21 protein-coding genes and 1 tRNA gene are annotated in these 21073 nt (G+C 70.4%); 8 read left to right on the top strand and 14 right to left on the bottom strand.

All coding sequences use genetic code 11. From position 1 onward, the window contains the following. Position 1: 1 nt before the first annotated feature. From ABD882_RS16800 to murI, 4 genes are all read right to left on the bottom strand, one after another. Positions 2-934, bottom strand: a complete 933-nt coding sequence (locus ABD882_RS16800; protein WP_345188561.1) for a cation diffusion facilitator family transporter — start codon at positions 932-934, stop codon at positions 2-4. Between the two features lie 86 nt (positions 935-1020). Then, positions 1021-1611 (bottom strand): RdgB/HAM1 family non-canonical purine NTP pyrophosphatase, encoded by a 591-nt coding sequence (gene rdgB / locus ABD882_RS16805; protein ID WP_345188562.1) that lies wholly within the window; start codon positions 1609-1611, stop codon positions 1021-1023. Further along, on the bottom strand, positions 1608-2369 hold the full coding sequence (gene rph, locus ABD882_RS16810; RefSeq protein WP_345188563.1) for a ribonuclease PH: 762 nt from the start codon (positions 2367-2369) through the stop codon (positions 1608-1610). The genes rdgB and rph overlap by 4 nt, the downstream gene beginning before the upstream one ends. Then, positions 2366-3199, bottom strand: a complete 834-nt coding sequence (murI, locus tag ABD882_RS16815) for a glutamate racemase (RefSeq protein WP_345188564.1) — start codon at positions 3197-3199, stop codon at positions 2366-2368. The genes rph and murI overlap by 4 nt, the downstream gene beginning before the upstream one ends. Positions 3200-3265: 66 nt before the next feature. Between murI and ABD882_RS16820 the strand changes: the two genes are divergently transcribed. Beyond that, entirely contained in the window at positions 3266-4591 is a 1326-nt protein-coding gene (locus ABD882_RS16820) for a nicotinate phosphoribosyltransferase (protein WP_345188565.1), read from the top strand. 39 nt (positions 4592-4630) lie between these two features. Here the strand turns inward: ABD882_RS16820 and ABD882_RS16825 are convergent, their stop codons facing one another. Genes ABD882_RS16825 through ABD882_RS16835 form a run of 3 tightly spaced genes read right to left on the bottom strand, consistent with a single transcriptional unit; the run spans position 4631 to position 7831 of the window. Next, positions 4631-4897, bottom strand: a complete 267-nt coding sequence (locus tag ABD882_RS16825) for a DUF3039 domain-containing protein (RefSeq protein WP_345188567.1) — start codon at positions 4895-4897, stop codon at positions 4631-4633. A 58-nt stretch (positions 4898-4955) separates the two neighbouring features. After that, on the bottom strand, positions 4956-6494 hold the full coding sequence (locus ABD882_RS16830) for a hypothetical protein (protein WP_345188568.1): 1539 nt from the start codon (positions 6492-6494) through the stop codon (positions 4956-4958). Between the two features lie 5 nt (positions 6495-6499). After that, on the bottom strand, positions 6500-7831 hold the full coding sequence (locus ABD882_RS16835; protein WP_345188569.1) for an ABC transporter ATP-binding protein: 1332 nt from the start codon (positions 7829-7831) through the stop codon (positions 6500-6502). A 235-nt stretch (positions 7832-8066) separates the two neighbouring features. Between ABD882_RS16835 and ABD882_RS16840 the strand changes: the two genes are divergently transcribed. The 4 genes from ABD882_RS16840 to ABD882_RS16855 all read left to right on the top strand — a co-directional run bounded on the left by ABD882_RS16840 (position 8067) and on the right by ABD882_RS16855 (position 10732). Next, complete coding sequence (locus ABD882_RS16840) at positions 8067-8759, top strand: phosphocholine cytidylyltransferase family protein (protein ID WP_345188570.1); 693 nt, start codon at positions 8067-8069, stop codon at positions 8757-8759. A gap of 102 nt (positions 8760-8861) precedes the next feature. After that, the gene (locus ABD882_RS16845) at positions 8862-9866 is read left to right on the top strand and encodes a hypothetical protein (RefSeq protein WP_345188572.1); all 1005 of its coding nucleotides are present in this window, start codon (positions 8862-8864) and stop codon (positions 9864-9866) included. Between the two features lie 101 nt (positions 9867-9967). Next, positions 9968-10279 (top strand): hypothetical protein, encoded by a 312-nt coding sequence (locus tag ABD882_RS16850; RefSeq protein ID WP_345188573.1) that lies wholly within the window; start codon positions 9968-9970, stop codon positions 10277-10279. Positions 10280-10282: 3 nt separating this feature from the next. After that, positions 10283-10732, top strand: coding sequence for a hypothetical protein (locus tag ABD882_RS16855; protein ID WP_345188574.1), 450 nt, complete (start codon positions 10283-10285; stop codon positions 10730-10732). Here the strand turns inward: ABD882_RS16855 and ABD882_RS16860 are convergent. Next, positions 10726-11007 carry a type II toxin-antitoxin system Phd/YefM family antitoxin gene (locus tag ABD882_RS16860; RefSeq protein WP_345188575.1) on the bottom strand — a complete coding sequence of 94 codons (282 nt, stop codon included), beginning with the start codon at positions 11005-11007 and terminating at the stop codon, positions 10726-10728. The two genes, ABD882_RS16855 and ABD882_RS16860, sit on opposite strands and share 7 nt — an antisense overlap. A gap of 33 nt (positions 11008-11040) precedes the next feature. After that, a complete protein-coding gene (locus ABD882_RS16865) occupies positions 11041-12384 on the bottom strand; it encodes a DUF222 domain-containing protein (RefSeq protein WP_345188577.1) in 1344 nt (447 codons plus the stop codon). 216 nt (positions 12385-12600) lie between these two features. On the opposite strand from ABD882_RS16865, the gene ABD882_RS16870 reads away from it, so the two are divergent. Next, the gene (locus ABD882_RS16870; protein ID WP_345188785.1) at positions 12601-13638 is read left to right on the top strand and encodes a glycosyltransferase family 2 protein; all 1038 of its coding nucleotides are present in this window, start codon (positions 12601-12603) and stop codon (positions 13636-13638) included. Positions 13639-13653: 15 nt separating this feature from the next. On the opposite strand, the gene ABD882_RS16875 is transcribed toward ABD882_RS16870, so the two are convergent. The 3 genes from ABD882_RS16875 to ABD882_RS16885 form a co-directional block, all read right to left on the bottom strand. Beyond that, positions 13654-15090: a CDP-glycerol glycerophosphotransferase family protein gene (locus ABD882_RS16875; RefSeq protein WP_345188578.1), complete on the bottom strand. Its 1437-nt coding sequence runs from the start codon at positions 15088-15090 to the stop codon at positions 13654-13656. After that, a complete protein-coding gene (locus ABD882_RS16880) occupies positions 15068-16339 on the bottom strand; it encodes a CDP-glycerol glycerophosphotransferase family protein (protein ID WP_345188579.1) in 1272 nt (423 codons plus the stop codon). The genes ABD882_RS16875 and ABD882_RS16880 overlap by 23 nt, the downstream gene beginning before the upstream one ends. Before the next feature lie 77 nt (positions 16340-16416). Next, entirely contained in the window at positions 16417-17877 is a 1461-nt protein-coding gene (locus ABD882_RS16885; RefSeq protein ID WP_345188580.1) for a S1C family serine protease, read from the bottom strand. Positions 17878-17978: 101 nt separating this feature from the next. Between ABD882_RS16885 and ABD882_RS16890 the strand changes: the two genes are divergently transcribed. Then, positions 17979-19181, top strand: coding sequence for an aminotransferase class I/II-fold pyridoxal phosphate-dependent enzyme (locus ABD882_RS16890; protein WP_345188581.1), 1203 nt, complete (start codon positions 17979-17981; stop codon positions 19179-19181). 10 nt (positions 19182-19191) lie between these two features. On the opposite strand, the gene ABD882_RS16895 is transcribed toward ABD882_RS16890, so the two are convergent. Continuing rightward, a complete protein-coding gene (locus ABD882_RS16895; RefSeq protein WP_345188582.1) occupies positions 19192-19995 on the bottom strand; it encodes a carbon-nitrogen hydrolase family protein in 804 nt (267 codons plus the stop codon). Between the two features lie 113 nt (positions 19996-20108). Between ABD882_RS16895 and ABD882_RS16900 the strand changes: the two genes are divergently transcribed. Further along, entirely contained in the window at positions 20109-20897 is a 789-nt protein-coding gene (locus ABD882_RS16900; RefSeq protein WP_345188583.1) for a slipin family protein, read from the top strand. 78 nt (positions 20898-20975) lie between these two features. On the opposite strand, the gene ABD882_RS16905 is transcribed toward ABD882_RS16900, so the two are convergent. Further along, positions 20976-21049, bottom strand: a tRNA-Met gene (locus tag ABD882_RS16905). Between the last annotated feature and the right edge of the window lie 24 nt (positions 21050-21073).

A 21073-nucleotide genomic window follows, 5' to 3' on the forward strand; every position in this document is an offset into this window, starting at 1 on the left:
CTCAGGCGTGCACGGCCTCGCAGTCGCCGGCGCCGCCCTGACCGCTCGCGTCCGGTTCGATCTGGAAGGTCGAGTGCTCGACGTCGAAGTGCTCCTCGAGGCAGGTCTGCATCTGCAGCAGCAGCGCAGACGCTCCCCCGTCCGCGAGCGCCTCGGGCTGCACGGACACGTGCGCGGTGAACACCGGCGCACCCCGGGTGAGCTGCCACACATGCACGTCGTGCACGCCCGTCACGCCCGGGTACTCGAGCAGGTGCCGCCGGATGTCGCCCACCGCCGTGCCCTTGGGGGCCGACTCGGCGAGCACGGAGAACACCTCGCGCAGCAGCGAGATCGCGCGCGGGACGATCATCGCGGCGATGATCAGCGAGGCGATCGCGTCGGCGGGCGCCCAGCCCGTCGTGATGATCACGATCGCCGCGACGATCACCATCGCGGAGCCGATCAGGTCGCCCATCACCTCCAGATAGGCGCCCCGCACGTTGATGCTGGTGCGCTGGGCGGCGCTGAGCAGCCACATCGAGATGCCGTTCGCGACCAGGCCGACCACCGCGACGATGAGCATCAGATTTCCCGCGACCTCGACATCGGCCGGGTGCAGCAGCCGGGAGATGCCCTCGAACGCCACCCAGGCCGAGAGCAGGATCAGGATGATCGCGTTGATCAGAGCGCCGAACACCTCCGCGCGCTGATAACCGAACGTGCGCCGGTCGTCTGCGGGGCGGGCGGCCACCGCGCTCGCGATCAGCGCGATGACCAGCGCCGACGCGTCGGTGAACATGTGCGCGGCGTCGGCGAGCAACGCGAGGGATCCGCTCAGGATCGCGCCGACCACCTGCACGAGCATGATCACGCTCGTCAGCGTCAGGGAGATCGCGAGCAGGCGGCGATGGCCTGCGGAGCGGATCCCGGTGGCGGGTGCGTGATCGTGCATGCTTCCAGGGTAGAGCGGGGATGACCCGGTCGGAGCGGTTTTCGCCTAGTCGGGAATGGGGATGATTCTCAGTTGCGGTGGACGGTTCAGAGCCCCGCGAGCAGCGGCACCAGGGCGACGAAAGCGCGGGCGCGATGCGACTGGGCCTGCTTCTCCTCGGCGGTGAACTCGCCCACTGTGCGCTCGGCACCGCTCTGCCCGTCGGGGACGAAGATCGGGTCGTAGCCGAAGCCGCCATCGCCGACGGCCGCGTGCGCGAGGCGGCCGGGCCATTCGCCGCGGACCGTCCATTCACGCCCGTCCGGCAGGACCAGCGCGATGACGCTGACGTAGTGCGCGGAACGGTGCGGATCCGCGACGTCGTGCAGCTGGTCGAGCAGGAGGTCGCGGTTCGCGATGTCGTCCTTCTTCTGCCCCGCCCAGTAGGCGGAGAAGACTCCGGGCGACCCGCCCAGCACGTCCACGGCGATGCCGGAGTCGTCGGCGAGCGCCGGAAGCCCGGTGTGGGCGGCCGCTGCGCGGGCCTTGATGAGGGCGTTCTGCTCGAACGTCACACCGTCCTCGACGGGCTCCGGACCGTCGTAGCCGACGACCTCGAGATCCGGCCTGGTCGCCGCGACGATGCCGCCGAACTCGGCGACCTTGTGCGGGTTGTGCGTCGCGAGGACGATCCTCACGCTTCGGTCCCTGAGCCTGTCGAAGGGGCCAAGACAGCCAGCTGGCGGTCGCGCAGATCTGCGCAGCCGTTCACGCCCAGTTCGAGCAGCGCGTCCAGTTCGCGCTTGTCGAAGGGCGCACCCTCGGCCGTGCCCTGCACCTCGACGAACAGACCGCGGCCGGTGACGACGACGTTCATGTCGGTCTCGGCGCGCACGTCCTCGACGTAGGCCAGATCGAGCATGGGCTCGCCGTCGATGATCCCGACCGACACCGCGGCGACCGAGTCGCGGAGCACCTGCGACTTCTGCCCGATGAACTTCTTGCGCCGGCCCCACTCGATGGCGTCGGCGAGGGCGACGTAGGCCCCGGTGATCGCGGCGGTGCGCGTTCCGCCGTCGGCCTGCAGCACGTCGCAGTCGATGACGATCGTGTTCTCGCCGAGCGCCTTCGTGTCGACGACCGCGCGCAGGGCGCGGCCGATCAGGCGGGAGATCTCATGCGTGCGCCCGCCGATGCGGCCCTTCACGCTCTCCCGGTCGTTGCGGTCGTTCGTGGCCCGCGGAAGCATCGCATACTCGGCCGTGACCCAGCCCTTGCCCTTGCCGCTGAGCCAGCGCGGCACGCCGTTCGTGAACGACGCCGTGCACAGCACCTTGGTGTTGCCGAAGCTGATCAGCGCGGATCCCTCGGCCTGGGCGCTCCAGCCTCGCTCGATCGTGATCGGGCGGAGCTGGTCCACGGTGCGGCCGTCTTTGCGGATGGTGGACTCGGTCATGAGAACTCCTTGAGGTGGGGAAGGTCGATGACGCCGGTCTGCACGAGCTGCACATCGCGCACCTCCTGGCCCATCAGGCGGTTGGCGAGGGCGGTGAACTCGGCGGCGGATCCGCCGGTGGCTTCGTACACGTAGCGGGGGCGGGCGTCCGGCGGAGCGAGCAGATCTCCGCGCACCAGCTGCCGGTACACGTCGCCCGCGGTCTCGTCGTCGCTGGAGACGAGGGCGACGCCCTCGCCCATCACGTAGCCGATCGCGCCGCGCAGGAACGGGTAGTGCGTGCAGCCGAGCACGAGCGTGTCGACGTCCGCGCCGCGCAACGGCGCGAGGTACTCCGCGGCCGTCGCGAGCACCTCCGGGGTGTCCGTGATCCCGGCCTCCACGAACTCGACGAAGCGCGGGCAGGCCGCGGCGTGCACCGACAGCGTCTCATTCACCTCGAGCATGTCCTGGTATGCGCGCGATCCGATCGTGCCGACCGTGCCGATGACCCCGATCCGCCCGTTCCGGGTCGTCGAGATCGCGCGGCGGACCGCCGGTCCGATCACCTCGACCACCGGCACGTCGTAGCGCTCTCGTGCGTCGCGCAGCATCGCCGAGGACGCCGTGTTGCAGGCGATCACGAGCATCTTCACGCCCTGGTCGACGAGCGTGTCGAGCACCTCGAGCGCGTACCGGCGCACGTCCGCGATCGGCTTGGGCCCGTACGGCGAGTGCGCGCTGTCGCCGATATAGACGAAGGACTCGCGCGGCAGCTGAGCCCGGATCGCCCGGGCGACGGTGAGACCGCCGACCCCGGAGTCGAAGATCCCGATCGGCGCGTCGTTCATGATGCCCCAGCCTAGCCGCTGCGTCCCTCGCGCTCCGGCCGCGATGCGCGTCCTATGCTGTGGATCATGACCGCGTCGAGCGCCCTGAAGACCGATCGCTACGAGCTCACGATGCTGGAGGCCGCGCTGCGCGACGGCACGGCCGCCCGCCCCAGCGTGTTCGAGCTGTTCTCCCGCCGGCTCTCGGGCGGACGCCGGTTCGGCGTCGTGGCGGGCACCGGCCGCCTGCTCTCGCTGCTGCGCGACTTCCGCTTCGGCGACGACGAGCTGCGCTACCTGCGCGACGAGAAGGTCGTCGACGCCCCGACGCTGCGCCATCTAGAGGCCTACCGGTTCGCAGGCTCGATCCGCGGCTACCGGGAGGGCGAGCTGTACTTCCCGGGATCCCCCATCCTCACCGTCGAGGGCACCTTCGCCGACGCCGTGATCCTGGAGACCCTCGCGCTCAGCGTGCTGAACCACGACTCCGCGGTCGCGACCGCCGCGTCCCGGATGAGCATCGCCGCGGGCGAGCGTCCGCTCGCCGAGATGGGCTCGCGCCGGGCCGCCGAGGACTCCGCCGTCGCCGCCGCCCGCGCCGCGTTCATCGCCGGCTTCGGCGCCACCAGCAACCTCGAAGCAGGCCGCACCTGGGGGATCCCCACGATGGGCACGGCCGCGCATTCCTGGACCCTGCTGCACGACAGCGAGGAGGACGCGTTCCGGGCGCAGATCGCCGCACTCGGCACCGACACGACCCTGCTCGTCGACACCTACGACATCCGTCAGGGCGTCGAGACTGCGATCAGGGTCGCCGGAACCGGGCTCGGCGGGGTGCGGATCGACTCCGGCGACCTGCCGATCGTCGCCGGGGCGGTACGCCAGCAGCTCGATGAGCTGGGCGCGACCGGAACCAGGATCACGGTCACGAGCGACCTGGACGAGTACGCGATCGCGTCGCTGGCCGCGTCGCCCGTCGATGCCTACGGCGTCGGCACCTCGGTCGTGACCGGCTCGGGCTACCCGACCGCGAGCATGGTCTACAAGCTCGTCGCCCGGCAGGGTTCGGACGGCGGCTGGGTCGCGGTGGCGAAGGCCTCCCAGGACAAGGCCTCGAAGGGCGGCCGCAAGGCGGCGTTCCGGATCGTGTCGGACGGCGTCGCGCAGTCCGAGACCGTGGTCGTGTCGGACGGCTTCGAGGATCTGGACTCCCCCGCGGCGCACCCGGACGGCCGCGCCCTGCAGGTGAGCTTCGTGGACGGCGGCGAGATCGACACGGCGTTCGAGGGCCCCGCAGGCACGCTCGCCGCGCGCGAGCACCATCTGCGGGTGCGGGAAGAGCTGCCGGTGCGCGCCCTCGCGCTCAGCAAATCGGATCCGGCGATCCCGACCGTCTACCTCGACGCGGACTGAGGATCCTCGATCCCGACGGTCCCTGAGGCTCTCGCAGGGTCAGCGCACCAGGGACTCGTAGATCTCCTTGCAGGTGGGGCAGACGGGGAACTTCTCCGGGTCGCGGCCCGGGGTCCACTTCTTGCCGCACAGCGCACGCACCGGCTTGCCCGTGAGCGCGGACTCGAGGATCTTCTCCTTCTTCACATAATGGGAGAACCGCTCGTGGTCTCCGGGCTCCTGCAGCTCCTCGTTGAGGAGCTGCTCGAGTTCGCGATCGAGGGTGGCGACACCGCCCTGATCCGGGGCGTCCAGCGGAGTGCTCATGCTGGCGAGTCTAATCGCGCGAGCGCGAAGAGGCGCCGGTGCGGTGCGATCCGCGGGCTCACGCGCTCTCGACGAACTCCATCAGCGGGGCACCGCGACGCTCGAACGCCAGCCCGCCGAGGAGCACGCCCGCGACGAGCACGACCACGCCGGTGCCGACGCCGACCCACAGCGTGGGCGCGGTGGCCAGCGCGGGATCGTCCATCGCCGACCAGGCGAGCAGCAAGGTGGGCACGCTCAGCAGCAGCGCACCGAGGAGGGATCCGGCCTGGCCGACGGCACCGCCGCGCGATCGCTGCGGCTGCTGGAACGGGCTGTCCCCCGGCCGCGACACGGCATACGGGGCGAGTGCGGAGAAGATGCTGGACAGGCCGAGCCCGGTCAGCAGCAGGCTCGCCACCACGCCGATCAGGATCGGCAGGGCGGACCACCGCGAGATCACGGCCAGCGTCACCGGGATGGCGATCGCGAGTGTCGGCACCGCGAACAGCAGGACGGGCACGAGCCGGCCGAGCCGGTCCGGCACGCCGCGCACGCCGCTCGCGACGTGGATCCAGAACGCCGTGGAGTCGTACGCCACGTCGTTGTGCGGCAGCCAGCCGAAGAACAGCGCGATGATCGCCACGGGGAGCGCCGCCGCCACCTCCAGCGGCACTCCGGCCACGAGCAGCGGGATCACGGTGAGCACGCCCGCGATCGGCACGATCACGACGTTGACGAGGTAGCGGCCGTCGCGCAGCCAGTACACCAGACTGCGCGCCGCGACGGCGCCGAACGCGCTCGACGGCAGCAGGCCGAACCAGCCGAGGCCGGGCCGCTCGCGGACCGTCTGGGCGCGATCCGTGCGGCGCAGGGCCCGGCGCGCCAGCATGAGCCATGCTGCGGCAGCAACGGCGGCGGTCAGCACCGCGATGACGAGTGCGGTCCACAGCCCCGAGGAGTCCCCCGTCACGGCGAGGAAAGGGAGCGCCGCGGCCGCGCCCAGCGGCGTGTAGCCCAGCACGTCCGCCACTCCGTGCAGCACGGGCGGCACGGCCCCGTCCCAGCCCAGCGACGCCACGAAGACGCAGACCGGCACGGCGACGACGATGACGGCCAGCGCGAACAGCGCGGTCAGCTCGCGCGAGCGCCGCTCCGGGAGCACCACGGCGCTGAGCGCCATCCCCACCCGAGCCGCCAGCACCGATATGACCAGGCTCAGCACCCCGGAGAGCACCGCGATCGTCCAGGGCGCGCCGAGCGCGATCCCGAGGACGACGACGCTCACCTGCACCACGAGCAGCGCGAGGCTGGGCACGCTCACGAACGCGGCGAGCGCGAGGATCGCGGGAAGCCGGCGCTCGTCGACTCCGAACACGACGAACCGGCGCGGATCGAGCTGGTCGACGGATCCGGCCAGGATCGGCGCGACGAAGAAGCCGAGCACGACCGCCGAACTCCCGAGCACGACCACGGTGTGCGCCGCAGCCTCCGAGCTGTGCGCGAGACTGCGGATCGCGAACACGGCGACCAGGGTCGCGGCAATGGTGAGCACGAGGGCGATGACGGTGCGCGTCACCCGACTGCGGTCACCGCGCAGCGCCCCGAGCGCCAGCATCAACCTCAGTCGGAGAACGTGTGCAACCACTCCAGCCCCTCCACCTCTCCGGCGGAGCCGGACAGCTCGACGAAGCGCTGCTCGAGCGTCTGCCCCGCACGCACCTCGTCGACCGTGCCCTCGGCGAGCACCTCGCCGCCGACGATGATGGCGATCCGGGAGCACACCCGCTCGACGAGGTCCATACCGTGGCTGGACAGCACCACCGTGCCGCCGTGCGCGACATACGCGCGCAGGATGTCGAGGATCACGCCGGAGGACACCGGATCCACCGACTCGAACGGCTCGTCCAGCACCAGGACGCGGGGCGAGTGGATCATGGCGCCGGCGAGCATGATCTTCTTCGTCATGCCGGCCGAGTAGTCCGAGACCACCCGGCTGAGCGCGCCGGTGAGATCGAAGGCGCGCGCGAGGTCGGCCACGCGCTTCTCCACGACAGCGGAGGGCAGCCCGCGCAGCAGCCCGTAATAGTGCAGCAGCTGGCGTCCGGTGAGCCGGTCGAAGGTGCGCAGGCGATCGGGCAGCACGCCGAGGACCTTCTTCGCGGCGAGCGGATGGACGGCCTGATCGATCCCGCTCACGCGCACGGTGCCGGCATCGGGGCGCAGCAGCCCGGCGATGATCGACAGCGTCGTGGTCTTGCCCGCGCCATTCGGGCCGACGATGCCGTAGAAGGATCCGGCGGGTACGGTCAGATCGATCCGATCCACCGCGACGGAGTCGCCGAACCGCTTGACCAGCCCCCGGACCACGAGCGCGTGGCCCGCCGGCGCGTCCGGCTCGGCCGCCGTCTCGACGACCTCTGACACGGGTGCCACGTCCGGTTCCGGGGCGACGACCTCTGTGGGCGCGGATACCACCGCCTCCGGCGCGATCGGCGCCGTGGTCCCCCGTTCAATGTCCACAGGAGCATCATCCACTGCCGGAGTGGTCGAGGGCGAGAGCTGGTCGATGATCGGCGCGGCTTCCTCCGGCGCGATGATCTCCTCGGCTGCCCGGGCTGTGCGGGCGCTCGGTCGGCGGGCGGGCGTCGCACGTGGCGCACTCGCCTTGACCGCGGCGACCTTCGCCGCCGACTCCTTCGCCTCCTCAGCGACGGCATCCGCCCTGGCCGATGCCGCCTTCTCGGCCGTCGCCTTGGCCGTCGCGGCGCGTACCGCGGCCGCGCGTGCGGCGGCGCGCTTGGCCGCAGCCGCGCGCGCCGTGTTCGACTGCACCTCCGCCTTCACTCGCGCGGTGTCCGCAGCCGTGCGAGGGCTCTTCGCAACGGGCCGACGGGGTTTCGTGGGCGGGGAGGAGTCCTGAGGCGAACTGGGGTCGTTCGGTGCGGCGCTCACCCCTTCACGCTATCAATCGAGGTGGTCGACATCGATCCCGACGACACGGGACGTGACATCGGAGACCGATTCCCGGTCTCCCCAAGCTGGGAAAGTTCTGTGCACCCCATAACGGAATGGCTACACGACCGGCTTCTCCCGCTCGCTCTCAGGGTGGATCGATAGCATCTTCCCTGGCACGAGGAAGTGTCCCATCGGTGAAGTAACCGTGAACACAAGTAACAGGAGCAGTTCTGTGACTCTTCAGACCATCATTCTTGCCGCAGGAATGGGATCCCGCCTCGGGCGCTCCCTCCCGAAGCCGCTGACCGAGCTCAGCGACGGGCGATCCATCATGCAGCAGCAGCACGACAACATCCACGCGGCCTTCGGCGACGATGTCCGCATCACGTCGATCGTGGGCTACCGCGCCGAGACGATCATCGAGGCGTTCCCGGATGTGAACTACGTGCACAACGAGCGCTACGACCAGACCAACACGTCGAAGAGCCTGCTCCGCGGGCTGGCGGCGACCGGCCGCAAGGGCGTGCTCTGGATGAACGGCGACGTCGTGTTCGACCCGCGCATCCTCGGCCGCGCCATCGACTTCATCGAGCGCGACCAGTCCTTCGTCACCGTGAACACCGCCAAGGTGAGCGACGAAGAGGTCAAGTACACCGTCGACGCCGAGGGCTACATCAAGGAGCTCTCCAAGACTGTGCGCGGTGGCATCGGCGAAGCGGTCGGCATCAATTACATCTCGTCGCGCGACAAGCAGGCCTTCATGCGGCAGCTGCAGCGTGTCGAGGACCAGGACTACTTCGAGCGCGGCCTCGAGCTCGCCATCGTCGAGAACGGCCTGCTGCTGGAGCCGATGGACATCTCCGACCTGTACGCGGTCGAGGTCGATTTCGCCGAAGACCTGGAGCGCGCGAACCAGTTCGTGTGACCTGATCCTTCTTCACCGAGGAGCCCGTGCCGTCCGGCACGGGCTCCTCGGCGTTCGGGGCGGGCTCGGGGTCTTCGCAGACGGCACCCTTAGGCTCGGATCATGGGGCGGACAGACGACAACGGCACGGGCGCGGTCCACAGGGGCAAGGTCCAGCGGATCCATTCGCTGCCTGATGACGCGCCGTGGGCCGGCGGCGTCCCGCCTGCGGGATCCGACGAGCATCCGATGGTGATCCGCGGGCTGGACCGGGTGCTCGCCGTGCAGCGCCCCCTCGTGCTCGCGCACATCCGCAGCATCCGGCTGCGCCACCCCCATGCCTCTCCTGCCGAGATCATCACGCTGCTGGAGCGCCGCTATCTCGCCGCCGTCACCACGGGCGGGGCTGCCGTGGGCGCGACCGCGGTGATCCCCGGGGTCACCACAGGCGTGACGCTGGCGTTGTCCGGGGTCGAGACGGCGGGCTTCGTCGAGTCGACGGCGCTGTTCGCGCAGTCGGTCGCGGAGGTGCACGGGATCTCGGTGACGAATCCGGATCGCGCGCGTGCGCTGGTGATGACTCTCATGCTCGGCAAGGAAGGCATCGACCTCATCCGGCAGCTGGCCGGCCAGGCCGCCGGGAAGGGCGCTGCCCGCCCCGCCTACTGGGGCGAACTCATCACGAAGTCGCTGCCCCGCGCCGCGGTCGGCCCGCTGGCGGATCGGCTGAAGAGCATGCTGATCCGTCACTTCGCGGCCGTCGGCGGCGCGTCCTTCATCGGCAAGGCGCTGCCGTTCGGCATCGGCGCGGTCATCGGCGGCGCCGGCAACCACGTGCTGGGGCGGCGCGTGCTGACCACGTCGCGTCGCGCGTTCGGGGTGCCGCCTCAGCTGCTGCCCGCCGAGCTCGAGCCCGTTCCTGGTGCCGAGCGCATCGAGCGCAGAGTGGCCAGGGGCGCGCAGGTGGCGGGATCCGCCGTAGCCGGTGCCGCCGGAACTGCAGCCCGCGGCGTCGGCGTCGTCGGCCGTCGTGCGCAGGAGCTCGTGCGCCGCCGCAGGACGCCGATCTCTGCACCGGAGGCACCGGGCCCGGCGCTGCATCCGGATCCGGCCTCGACCGACGCCTGACCGCTCCGCACACGAGCTCTTCGGAAGAGGTTCTGCACAGTCTCCGTATACAGCGGCCCGGGCGGACTCCGCACGTCGGGACCCGCTCCTAGCGTGACGGCATGACACGCAGCCCCGGCCCTCCCCCCGCGCGACCCGGCCATCCGGATCCGTCCTACCCTGTGCCCTGGACCGTGGATCGCCGTGACCGCACGCACCCCGTGGTCACCAACGCCGGAGCGAGGATCGACTTCGTGCGCGTGTTCGCTCGCACGACGCACGACCCGGGTCGCACGCAACTCTGGGGCCGCGTCGCCGCCGACGAGAAGCTCGAGATCTGCCTGTGCGACACCGACGTCGACGATGTCGTGATCACGCTCGCCTGGTTCCGCCCCGACGACGGCCTCGAGTACGTGTGGCGGTTCGTGGTGTAGCCGGTGACCGATCCGGCGCGGTATCAGCCCTTGCCGCGTGCGCGCTGGCGATTATTGCGCCATAGCCCCCGGCGATACGACGCGAATTCCCGCGCGCCGGGCGGCCTCGGCGAGCTCGCGATCGTAGGTCACGATCTCCTCTGCGGCGAGTCGCAACGCGATCGTCAGGTGCAGCGCATCGGCAGCACGCAGGCCACGGTGCGTCCCAGCCGCGACGAAGTCGCCCCGGGTGACATCGATGAGTTCGATCGTCTGCAGGACGTCGGCGATCTCTGCAGAGGTGACGCCACCTCGCCGTACCGCAGCGCAGTGCAGTTCCGTGTGAAGCAGTCACGCCGCGACCAGATCGACGCCCTCCGCAGTCGCCAGGTAGCCGAGCGCTGCCGACTCGCGTTCGGCGAAGCGCGCCTTCATCGCTGCCGATGTGTCGCCGTGGACCAAAACCATCAGTAGCCGCGCTCGTGCCCACGGACATCCGCGATGATGTCCGCTGTCGTCACGCCATCGGGAAGCTTCGCGCGCACGATCTCACCCAACGAGCCGCGATCTCGCGTCGCCGGGCGCGTCTGCCCCGCCGCACGGAGTTCATCCAGTACGGAACGGTGGATCGGGGAGAGGTCCGCGACCGGCTCGCCGCGGTTCGTCACAGTGATCGTCTCTCCAGCCTCCACGCGCCGAAGCACCTCGGCGCCGTTGTCGCGCATCTCGCGGTGGCTGATCGTCGACATGCGAACAGCGTAACTCCGCATAGCACCGCGAGATCATGTGAGGACTTCGATGCGAGCTCTGCCACCGAGCCGCGGCGTCCGCAACGGATCCACGTGCGGAGGTGGCAGGAACCACACCTTGCCGAAGACGCTGTCACCCTCGATACGGATTTCCCAGCCGACATCGTGGATGAGGTGTTGGCAGGTCTCGCAGAGCAGCACCCCGTTCGAAAGATCGGTGGGCCCGGCGTCTCGTGACCACCAGCGGATGTGATGCGCCTTCGTCATGCTGGGCGGGAGGCCGCAGAACGCGCACCCTCCGTCGCGCTCTCGCAGCGCGAGCTTCTGCGCCGGGCTGAACAGTCGCCGACAGCGGCCCCAGTCCAGCACTTCGCCGTCGGACCCGCAGACCCACGGGATGACTCCGCCATCGGCGGCCATCCGCCGGACCGTTGCGATGCTCACCGGCTGCTCGATCCCGTCGATCAGACCGGATCCAGTGTCGCTCTCGAGATCCTGCAGATCGACCCGGACGACGACGGTGGCCCCGTTGAGGCTTTCGACACTTTCACACGACAGGGCGTGTTCGGCGAGATGCACCAGCGCATCCGCCTGGATCGCCGTGAGATCATGGCGATCCGCATCTGGCGCGTTCCGGTCCCGCCCGTCTCGCTTCGCGGCGAACTCGGCCGACACGAAACCGTGGATCGCGGCCTGCACCGGAGCGCCCCGCTCCGGATCCAGGACGGCGTTGATGTGCAGCATCCCCGCTCGCTGGAACATGCGCAGTGACGCCTGCCCGCGAAGGTCGCCCTCGCGCGGCTCCACGCCGTCCGGGTCGAGATGCGCTTCCAGGCGAGTGATCATCTTGCGCACCTCGTCGAGGGAGAGCCCCGGCGCCTGATGCACGAGGAACACCTCGGCCTCGGCGACACACTCCCGGCCGACCTTCGGGATCATCCGGTCCAGGAACGTCAGGATCAGATCGGCTGCGGGTGCTCCGATCCGTCCGGCACGCAGCGCCTCACGCACGTCAGGGAACTTCGCCGGCAGGGCCTCCCCGATCAGGTTGGTACGGGGCGCCGTCGCCTGCCCGACCTTCACCAGACGCACGGCGTCGCCGGTGGACGCGCCGGTCGTCATCGCGATCAGCTGAGCGGCGGTGCGGAAGCCCTGCTGCTTCGCCAGCGACTGCGGACCCAGCTCGCGTCGGGACTCAAAGGCCACGCTCGCGGCGACCTCCGAATGCACGGCATCGGCGGTGCGCTTGAGCTGCCCGATCGCGTCGTTCACCGCGATCAGCTGCGCTCGGGAGAGGTCGCTCCCCGACCCAGCACCGGCCCACGTCTGCTCGAGGAGCCTTGCGGCTTCGAGCAGAGGGGCGAGGGTGTTGGACATACCACGATTCTACCAACTATCGAACATTTCTTCTAGATCACTCGACCCCTTTTTTGGCTACTGAGCTGGTTCTTTATTCCGAATCACCCCGCTGATGGTTTCGATTGAACAAGCCATGCAGGCGGGACGTGAAAGGATCGACGGGTGAGCCAGAGCGATCCTTCCCCCCGCAGTCCGGGAGTGCCCCTCCCGGAGGACAGCGGGGTGTCGTTCGTGATGCCGGTGCTGAACGAGCGCGCCTATCTCGAGCACGCGGTGCAGTCGGTGCTCGCACAGGATGTCACAGGTCCCACCGAGCTCGTGCTGGCCCTCGGCCCCTCCACCGACGGCACCACCGAGGTCGCCGAGCGCCTCGCGGCCGCGGAGCCGCGGCTGCGGATCGTGCACAACCCCGCCGCGGACATCCCGGTCGGCCTGAACGCCGCGATCCGCGCCAGCGTCCACCCGACGGTGATTCGGGTGGACGCGCACTCCGAGCTCTCCCCCGGCTACGCGCGCCAGGGCCTCGCGACCCTGAACCGCACGGGAGCGGCGAATGTCGGCGGCGTCATGCGCGCCAACGGTCGCACGCCGTTCCAGGCAGCCGTCGCCCGCGCCTACAACTCCCCGTTCGGCCTCGGCGGCGGCAGCTATCACGGCGGCACCAAGGAGGGTCCGGCAGAGTCCGCCTACCTCGGCGTCATGCGCCGCGCGGTGCTGGAGGAGATCGGGCTGTTCGACGAGTCCATCCGGCGTGGCGAGGACTGGGAGCTGAACCTGCGCATCCGCCAGGCCGGATACGCCGTGTGGTTCGACCCGCAGCTCGCCGTGACGTACTGGCCCCGCGAGAGCTGGATCCGCCTCGCCCGCCAGTTCCGTGCGACCGGCGCGTGGCGCGGAGAGCTCGTGCGCCGCTACGGGCGCCGCAACGGCGTGCGGTTCTTCGCACCCCCCGCGCTCGTGCTGATCGTGGCGCTCGCGCTGATCGTCGGAGTGCTGCAGCTGACCGGCGTGCTCGCCGGGATCGGATCCGTGCTCGCCTCAGTCGTGTACCTCCCGCTGGTCGCCTACGCCCTGCTCGTGATCGCGATGGCGCTCGTGCGCGGCCGTTCCACGGATCCGCCGCGCAGCCCGCGTGAGCGCGTGTGGACGCTGGCGGTGCTACCGACCATGCACCTGTCATGGGGGCTCGGCTTCCTCACCGGCGTGCTCCGCGGTGCGCACGACACGGTCGACGCCTCGCGCCTGGGCACGCGCAACACGCCGCTGCCCTGAGCACCTCGAGAGGTGTCAGGCGTCGAGCCAGCCGTGATCGACGATCCGGTCCACGACGCGGCGCGCAGCGGATCCGTCGTCGCGGCCGTTGAACTGCGCCTGCCAGGCGACGTAGCGGGGCGCATGCGCGGCCACCGCTGACACGTCCTCGAGCGCGGCGATGAGCTCGTCCTGCGTGCGCACCAGCGGCCCCGGGGCGCGCTCGGCGAGATCGAAGTAAAAGCCGCGCAGCGTGCCGCGGTAGTGATCCAGATCGGGGACCAGGAAGTACATCGGCTTGCCTGTCGCGCTGAAGTCGAACATCACGGACGAGTAGTCCGTGATGAGCGCGTCTGCGACCAGGAGCAGCTCAGCGGTGTCCGGGTGCCCGGTGACGTCGATGACCCGCGCACCGGCATGATCGCGGCCCGGGCGGATGGTCCGCGAATGACCGCGCACCAGCACGACGGCGTCGGCGGCCGCGGCGAGCGCGTTCGGGTCCAGGAAGTCGACCATCTCCGTGCGGTCGTCGCGCCAGGTTGGGGCGTACAGCAGCACCCGCTCGTCCGCGTCGATGCCCAGCGCGGTGCGGATCCGGGCGGCGTCTCCGGTGCTGAGCAGGTCGTTGCGCGGATAGCCGTCGACCCAGATCGGCCGGCGCAGGAACGCGTACGCCTTGCCGAGGACTCGTGCGGCGTACGGGTTCTGCGCGAGCAGCGCGTCCCAGCGCCGCGATTCGCGCAGCACCGCCAGCCAGCGCCGCGGATGGAAGCCGGAGCGGTGCAGCGCGAGCCGCTTGAGCGGCGTGCCGTGCCAGGTCTGCAGCACCCGCTGACCGGGCTTGCGGTCGAACCGGCGGCGCAGCCAGTCGTTCACGACGAGCAGCCGCGCGTCGGCGCGAGCCCGCCACCACTCCGGGGACCCCTCGATGACGGCCACGGCGCCCTCCGGCACGGGCACCGACAGATCCACCACGCTCCAGTACCGGGTGACCCCGGGGGCGCGCCGGGCGAGCTCCCGATCGATCGCCCCGGGGTTGCAGCCGCTGCCCTGGCCGTAGAAGGACTCGAAGAACACGGCGTTCTCCCGTGCGCCCGGCAGCGAGACATAGCGCCCCTCAAGTGCGAGGCGGCCTTCCGCTGTCTCGTAGGCGGGGTCGATCGGCGGGGCGATCCGGATCCTCCCGCCCTCCGCCGACACCCGCAGCCGTTCGAGGAGCACCGGATCCAGCCGCACGTCTTCGATCGGGGAACCATCGAGGGTGAGCACGTAGTCCCCGCTCGGCAGCGGCAGCTCGGGTCCGCCCCAGCGCGACACGTGCAGCGGCACGATCGCGGTCCAGCCCTCGACACCGTCCACCGCGGCGCCGTAAGCCGCGGCGCGCGACCCGAGCAGCTCGACCGAAACGGGAGCGGGCCCGGAGCCTGCGATCAGCAGCGACTGCTGCGCCTCATCGACGCGGACAGTGGTCATGCGTTTCCTTTCGGTGCGGTGCGGTGCGGGCGAGGATCGCCGCGAGGACGCGCTCGGCGTTGCGGCCGTCGCGGTGCGCGTGCATTTCGGCGCTCAGCTGCCGCGAGCGCGCGGCCCGGCGGGCGGCCTCCGCACCGCCCGCGAGTGTCTGCTCGAGCTGGGCGACCGCCTCTTCCCAGTCGGAGGCAGGATCGTCCCCCGCGACGTCGGCGTAGCGGCCGTAGAAGCCGCGGGTGCGCGCGTACTCGTCCGGATCCGGAGCCAGGTAGACGACGGGCATGTCCAGCAGTCCGACATCGTAGGCGAGCGAGGAGTAGTCGGTCATGAGCACGTCGACGGCCGGGAGTACGGGTGTGATGTCGGGCACCAGCGCGGAACCGATCGCGCGCACCAGATCGGTCTCGATCGGCGGACGGTAGTCGCCCTCGCCGAGCGGGTGCGAGCGCACCAGCAGCACGGTGTTCGTGCGCTTGAGCATCGCGACGATCCGCTCCCACTCGGCATCCGAGGGCACGGCGGGGTCGGCGGCGCCGTCCCGCCAGGTCGGCGCGTACAGCACGACCTTGGCGTCGTCCGGAATCATCCCGACCGCCGTATCGCGGAGGGTGACGGCCTGCGCCCGGCGTACCGCGGGTTCCCCCGCAGAGAGCACGTCGACGCGCGGCTCGCCGGTCACGAGCACCTGCTCCACGCCGAGCGCGAAGGCCGACTCGAGCCGCCCGCGCGCACGATCCGAGGCGGCCGGCAGCACCCGGATGCGCCGGGTCTGCGCTCGATACAGGGCGCCGATGAGACGCTGCAGGGGCGCGAAGCGCGGCAGGAAGGCGCTCTGCACGGTCGCCGGGGAGTCCAGGCCGATGCGCTTGAGCGGGATCCCGTGCCAGAGCTGCACGAGGAACGCGCCGGACGTGGCGTAGCGGTTCGCGTCGCCGAATCCGTGCGTGACCACGACCACGCCAGCACGGGCGGTCACCCACCAGCCGCGCAGGCCCCCTTTGGGGATCGTGCGGATCCCGAGCGCGCCGGCGTCGCGAGCCTCCCGCGCGGAACCGGTCAGCCAGAGCGGGCTCTCCCCGACCGCGGACGCGGCCGTCCAGAGCGCGAGGGCGCCGTCGCCGATCCCCGCCCCGCATCCGATCACCCAGCCGCGGCCGCGCGGGATGACGAGGGTGCCGAGGCGTCCGGCGAGGTAGAGCGGGATCCGCAGCAGCTTGCCGGCGTTGCCCGCACGGAAGGAGAAGGACGCCACCCCGCGAGCCTATCGCGGGGTGGCGTCCTTCTCCTTCGTGGTTCGAGCGGGGCAGCGCCCGGGTCAGGAGCGGCGGATCACTGGGAGAGCGTGCCCAGCGTAACCGTCACATCCTGAGACTGTCCGTTGCGGTCGAACGTCAGCTTCGCGGTGCCGCCGCCGGCGATCGCCCGCACCTGCGCGGTGAGGTCGCTCGCATCGGTGATCGGCGTGCCGTTGAAGCCGGTGACGATGTCGCCCGCCTGCAGGCCGGCCGCAGCCGCGGCGCCGCCGTTCGTGACGGAGGCGATCGCCGCGCCGACGACCGTGGCGCCCTTGACGCTGCTCGCGTCCTGCACCGACGCGCCAAGCAGGCCGTGCGTGGCCGTGCCCTTCGCGATGATGTCGTTCGCGATGCGGTGCGCGATGTTCGACGGGATCGCGAATCCGACGCCGATGTTGCCGGACTGGGCGGACGAGGACGACGAGGATCCGGTGCTCGCGATCGCGACGTTCACCCCGATCAGCTTGCCGTCGCTGTCCACGAGCGCTCCGCCGGAGTTGCCGGGGTTGATCGCCGCGTCGGTCTGGATGACGGCGATCGAGATCGTCGCCGTCGCGCTCGACGAGCCGGATCCGCGGCCCGGGATGTCGAACTGGAACGGCTGCTGGCCGTCCGGGTTCGGGCTCTGCTGCGGTGTGCTGCCGCCGCCGGACGGCGCCGCCGAGGACTGGATCTGGATGCTGCGGTTCAGCGCGCTGACGATCCCGGTGGTCACCGAGTTCGCGAGGCCCAGCGGGGCGCCCACGGCGACGGTCATGGAACCGACGTTGAGCTTCGACGAATCGGCGAACTCCATCGGCGTGAGGCTCGAGCCGTCCTTGACCTGCAGCACGGCCATGTCGTAGGTCGGGTCGATGCCGACGACGGTCGCGTCCAGGATCCGTCCGTCGGACGTGGTCACGGTGATGGTCGGGTTGGAGACCTGGCCGTCGAGCGTCGCCACGTGGGCATTGGTGAGGATGTGGCCCTGTTTGTCGAGCACGATGCCCGATCCGGAACCCGCGGCGCTGGACCCGGTGACGTTGATGGTGACCACGGACGGCACGGCCTTCGCGGCGATCGCGGTGGCCTGGGAGACCGATTCGGGGTTGTTCACCGTCACCGTGCTCGGCCCGGTGGCGGTCTTGGAGGGCGACGACGAGGCCGTGAGAGCGCCGTAGCCGACGGCTCCTCCGACGCCGGCGATGCCGCCGACCAGCGCGGCTGCGATGACGATGGCGGCGATCTTGCCCCCGCCGACGCCGTTCTTGGGCTTGTGGGCGGTGGCCACCGGTGCGGAGGCGACCGGACCGGTGACGACTCCGAAGGCCGCGCCGGCGGGTGCCGTCGCCTCGGTGGCGGCCGGGAATCCGTATCCGCCGGTCGGCGGAATCGGCTGGGTCGGTGCCGTGCCGGCGGCGTCCGCGGGTGCGGGGTGGCCGGGCACGGCGGGGGTGGACGAGAACGCCGGGGGCACGGAGTGTCCGGCGTCGGGGTGCGGCGTCTGCTCGCTCATTTTCTCTGCTCCTTCGAACCTTGCCCTTACAGACTGACGTTCGATTCTGTGTTTTTCTTATGCTCGATGGGAGATTCCGCTATGCCGTTACCCTGGGCGGCATGAGAAACCTGCACGGGGCGTGGCGTCGGACGGCCGCAGGCGCGGGCCTGCTCTCTTCCACGGGCGACGTCGCTCCCACCATCTTCGCCGAGATCTCCGGGCTCGCGGCGCGAACCGGCGCGATCAACCTCGGTCAGGGCTTCCCCGACGAGGACGGCCCCGCCGAGGTGCTCGAAGCCGCGCGCGCCGCGATCCTGGACGGCGCGAACCAGTACCCGCCCGGGCGCGGCGTGCCCGATCTGCTTCATGCGATCGCTGAGCACCAACGGCGCTGGTACGGGCTCGCGGTGGATCCGGACCGGGAGATCCTCGTGACGGCGGGCGCCACCGAGGCGATCGCCGCGGCGCTCCTGGCCCTCGTGGACGGCCCCGCGGACGAGATCGTGGTGTTCGAGCCGTTCTACGATTCCTACGCCGCCATCGCGGCGCTCAGCGGCGCCACGCTGCGGACGGTTCCGCTGCGCCTGCCCGACTTCCAGCCGGATCCGGCGGAACTGGCCGCCGCTGTCACCGACCGCTGCCGGGTGATCCTCGTGAACGACCCGCACAACCCCACCGGCGCCGTGCTCTCCCCCGAGATCCGCGCCGAGATCGTCCGGCTCGCCACGCGGCACGACGCCGTCATCGTGACCGACGAGGTGTACGAGCATCTCGCCTTCACGGCGCCGCACGTGCCCCTCGCCACGATCGAGGGCGCCGCCGAGCGCACCCTGACGATCTCGTCGGCGGGCAAGACGTTCTCGGTGACCGGATGGAAGATCGGCTGGATCCACGGCCCTGCCGACCTCATCACCGCCGTGCTCAGCGTCAAGCAGTTCCTCACCTACGTCAACGGGGCGCCGTTCCAGCCGGCAGTCGCCGCGGGCCTGCGCCTGCCGGACGCGTTCTTCACGGGTGCTGCCGAGCGGCTGCGCGCCAAGCACGACCTGCTCGCCGAGGGCCTGACGGCGGCCGGCCTCGAGGTGCACCGCCCCGACGGCGGGTACTTCACCGTGGCCGATGCGACGGCCATCGGCGGCGCGGATGCGGCCGCGTTCTGCCGTGCGCTGCCCGAGCGGATCGGCGTCGCAGCGATCCCGCTCACGGCGTTCGTGCGCCCAGAGCACCACGCCCGCTACCGCGGGTTGGTGCGCTTCGCCGCCTGCAAGCGGCCCGAGGTGATCGCCGAGGCCGCCGCGCGGCTGGCGGGACTGCGCGGGTGACTGAGATCGCTCAGCGCGGCATGACGCGGTAGCGGCGCAGCCGCAGCACCGGATTGACCTCGCGCACCCGGGCGATGAGGTCCGGGTCGAGTTCGGCGACGGCGATCCCCTCAGAAGTGCCGATGCCCGCGATCGTGACGCCCTGCGGATCGATCACCGCGGAACGTCCGACACCGATCGGGGTCGGGTGATCGGCGGCGATGACGTACGCCGTGTTCTCGATCGCGCGGGCGGCGAGGAGGGTCATCCAGTGCTCCTCCTTGAGCGGCCCGCGCACCCACTCGGCGGGCACGACGATCGCATCGGCCCCAGCGTCGACCAGCGTGCGGGCGACCTCCGGGAAACGCAGATCGTAGCAGGTCATCAGGCCGAACGTCAGGCCGGCGACCTGGAACGTCGCCGCGGATCCGAGCTCACCCGGCTCGATCCACCGCGACTCGGTCTGCCCGAACGCGTCGTACAGGTGCTGCTTGCGGTAGACGGCGAGGATCCCGGTCGCGTCCGCGGCCACGAGCGTGTTGCGGATCCGTCCCGCGTCCGCCCGCTCGACCATCCCCGCGACGATCACGACGTCGTGACGGGCCGCGAGCTCGCGCAGCCGGGCGGAGAAGGGTCCGTCGAGCTCCTCCGCGTGCGCGGCGAGGGACTCGTCGAAGGGATCCGTGAAGAAGCTGGAGTACTCCGGCAGCACGACCAGGCGCGCCCCCCGATCCGCCGCGAGCGCCACGAGCTCCCCGATCCGTTCTCTGTTCGAGCCGCGGTCGGCGACGGGCGCGAACTGGCAGACGGCGACGGGCATGATTGCGGCGGTCATGGATCCCATCATCCCGCACGATCCCGCGACAAACCGCGCCCTCCGCGCGCCGTGGTGGGAAAATGGAGACACTGGCCCGCGGCACGTCACCGGAGCCGGAGGAGGCGGTTCCCATGATCCCGCTCATCATCATCTCCCTCGCCGCGATCGTCGTGATCATCGTGTTCTTCATGGCGGCCCGGATCGTGCGCCAGTACGAACGCGGTGTGGTCCTGCGCTTCGGCCGGCTGCACAATGTGCGCGAGCCGGGGATCCGGTTCATCTTCCCGATCGTCGACGTCCTGATCCCGGTCTCCCTGCGGATCGTGACGATGCCGATCCAGTCCCAGGGCATCATCACCAAGGACAACGTCACCGTCGGGGTGTCCGCCGTGGCCTATTACCGAGTCATGGATCCGGTGAAGTCCGTGATCGCGATCGAGAACGTGCGCTCGGCGATCGACCAGATCGCGCAGACCACGCTGCGCAAGGTCGTCGGCCAGCACAACCTCGATGAGACGCTCTCCGACACGGCGGCGCTGAACGTGAACATCCGCGAGATCCTCGATGTCACGACCGTGGACTGGGGCGTCGAGGTGACGCTCGTCGAGCTCAAGGACATCCTGCTGCCCGACTCGATGAAGCGCGCGATGGCGAAGCAGGCCGAGGCCGAGCGTGAAAAGAGGGCGAAGATCATCGCAGCGGAGGGCGAGGCGCTCGCCGCCGCCCAGCTGGGCACCGCGTCCGACACGATGATGTCGCACCCCCTCGCGCTCCAGTTGCGGACCCTGCAGACGCTGGTCGAGATCGGCGTGGACAAGAACACTCTGGTCATCGCGCCGGCGCCGCTCGTGAATTCGATCGGCGACGTGATGAACATGATCGACCGGGAGGCCGCCGTCGCTCAGATGCGTGCGCACTGAGTGCCGAAACTCCGAAAGAACGCACGAATGCCGAAGGCCCCCTGATCGGATTTCTCCTGATCAGGGGGCCTTCTCTTGTTGCGGGGACAGGATTTGAACCTGCGACCTCCGGGTTATGAGCCCGGCGAGCTACCGAACTGCTCCACCCCGCGGCACAAGGAATAGCCTAACACGGG

This window comes from Microbacterium panaciterrae (assembly GCF_039541635.1).
Classification (GTDB): domain Bacteria; phylum Actinomycetota; class Actinomycetes; order Actinomycetales; family Microbacteriaceae; genus Microbacterium; species Microbacterium panaciterrae.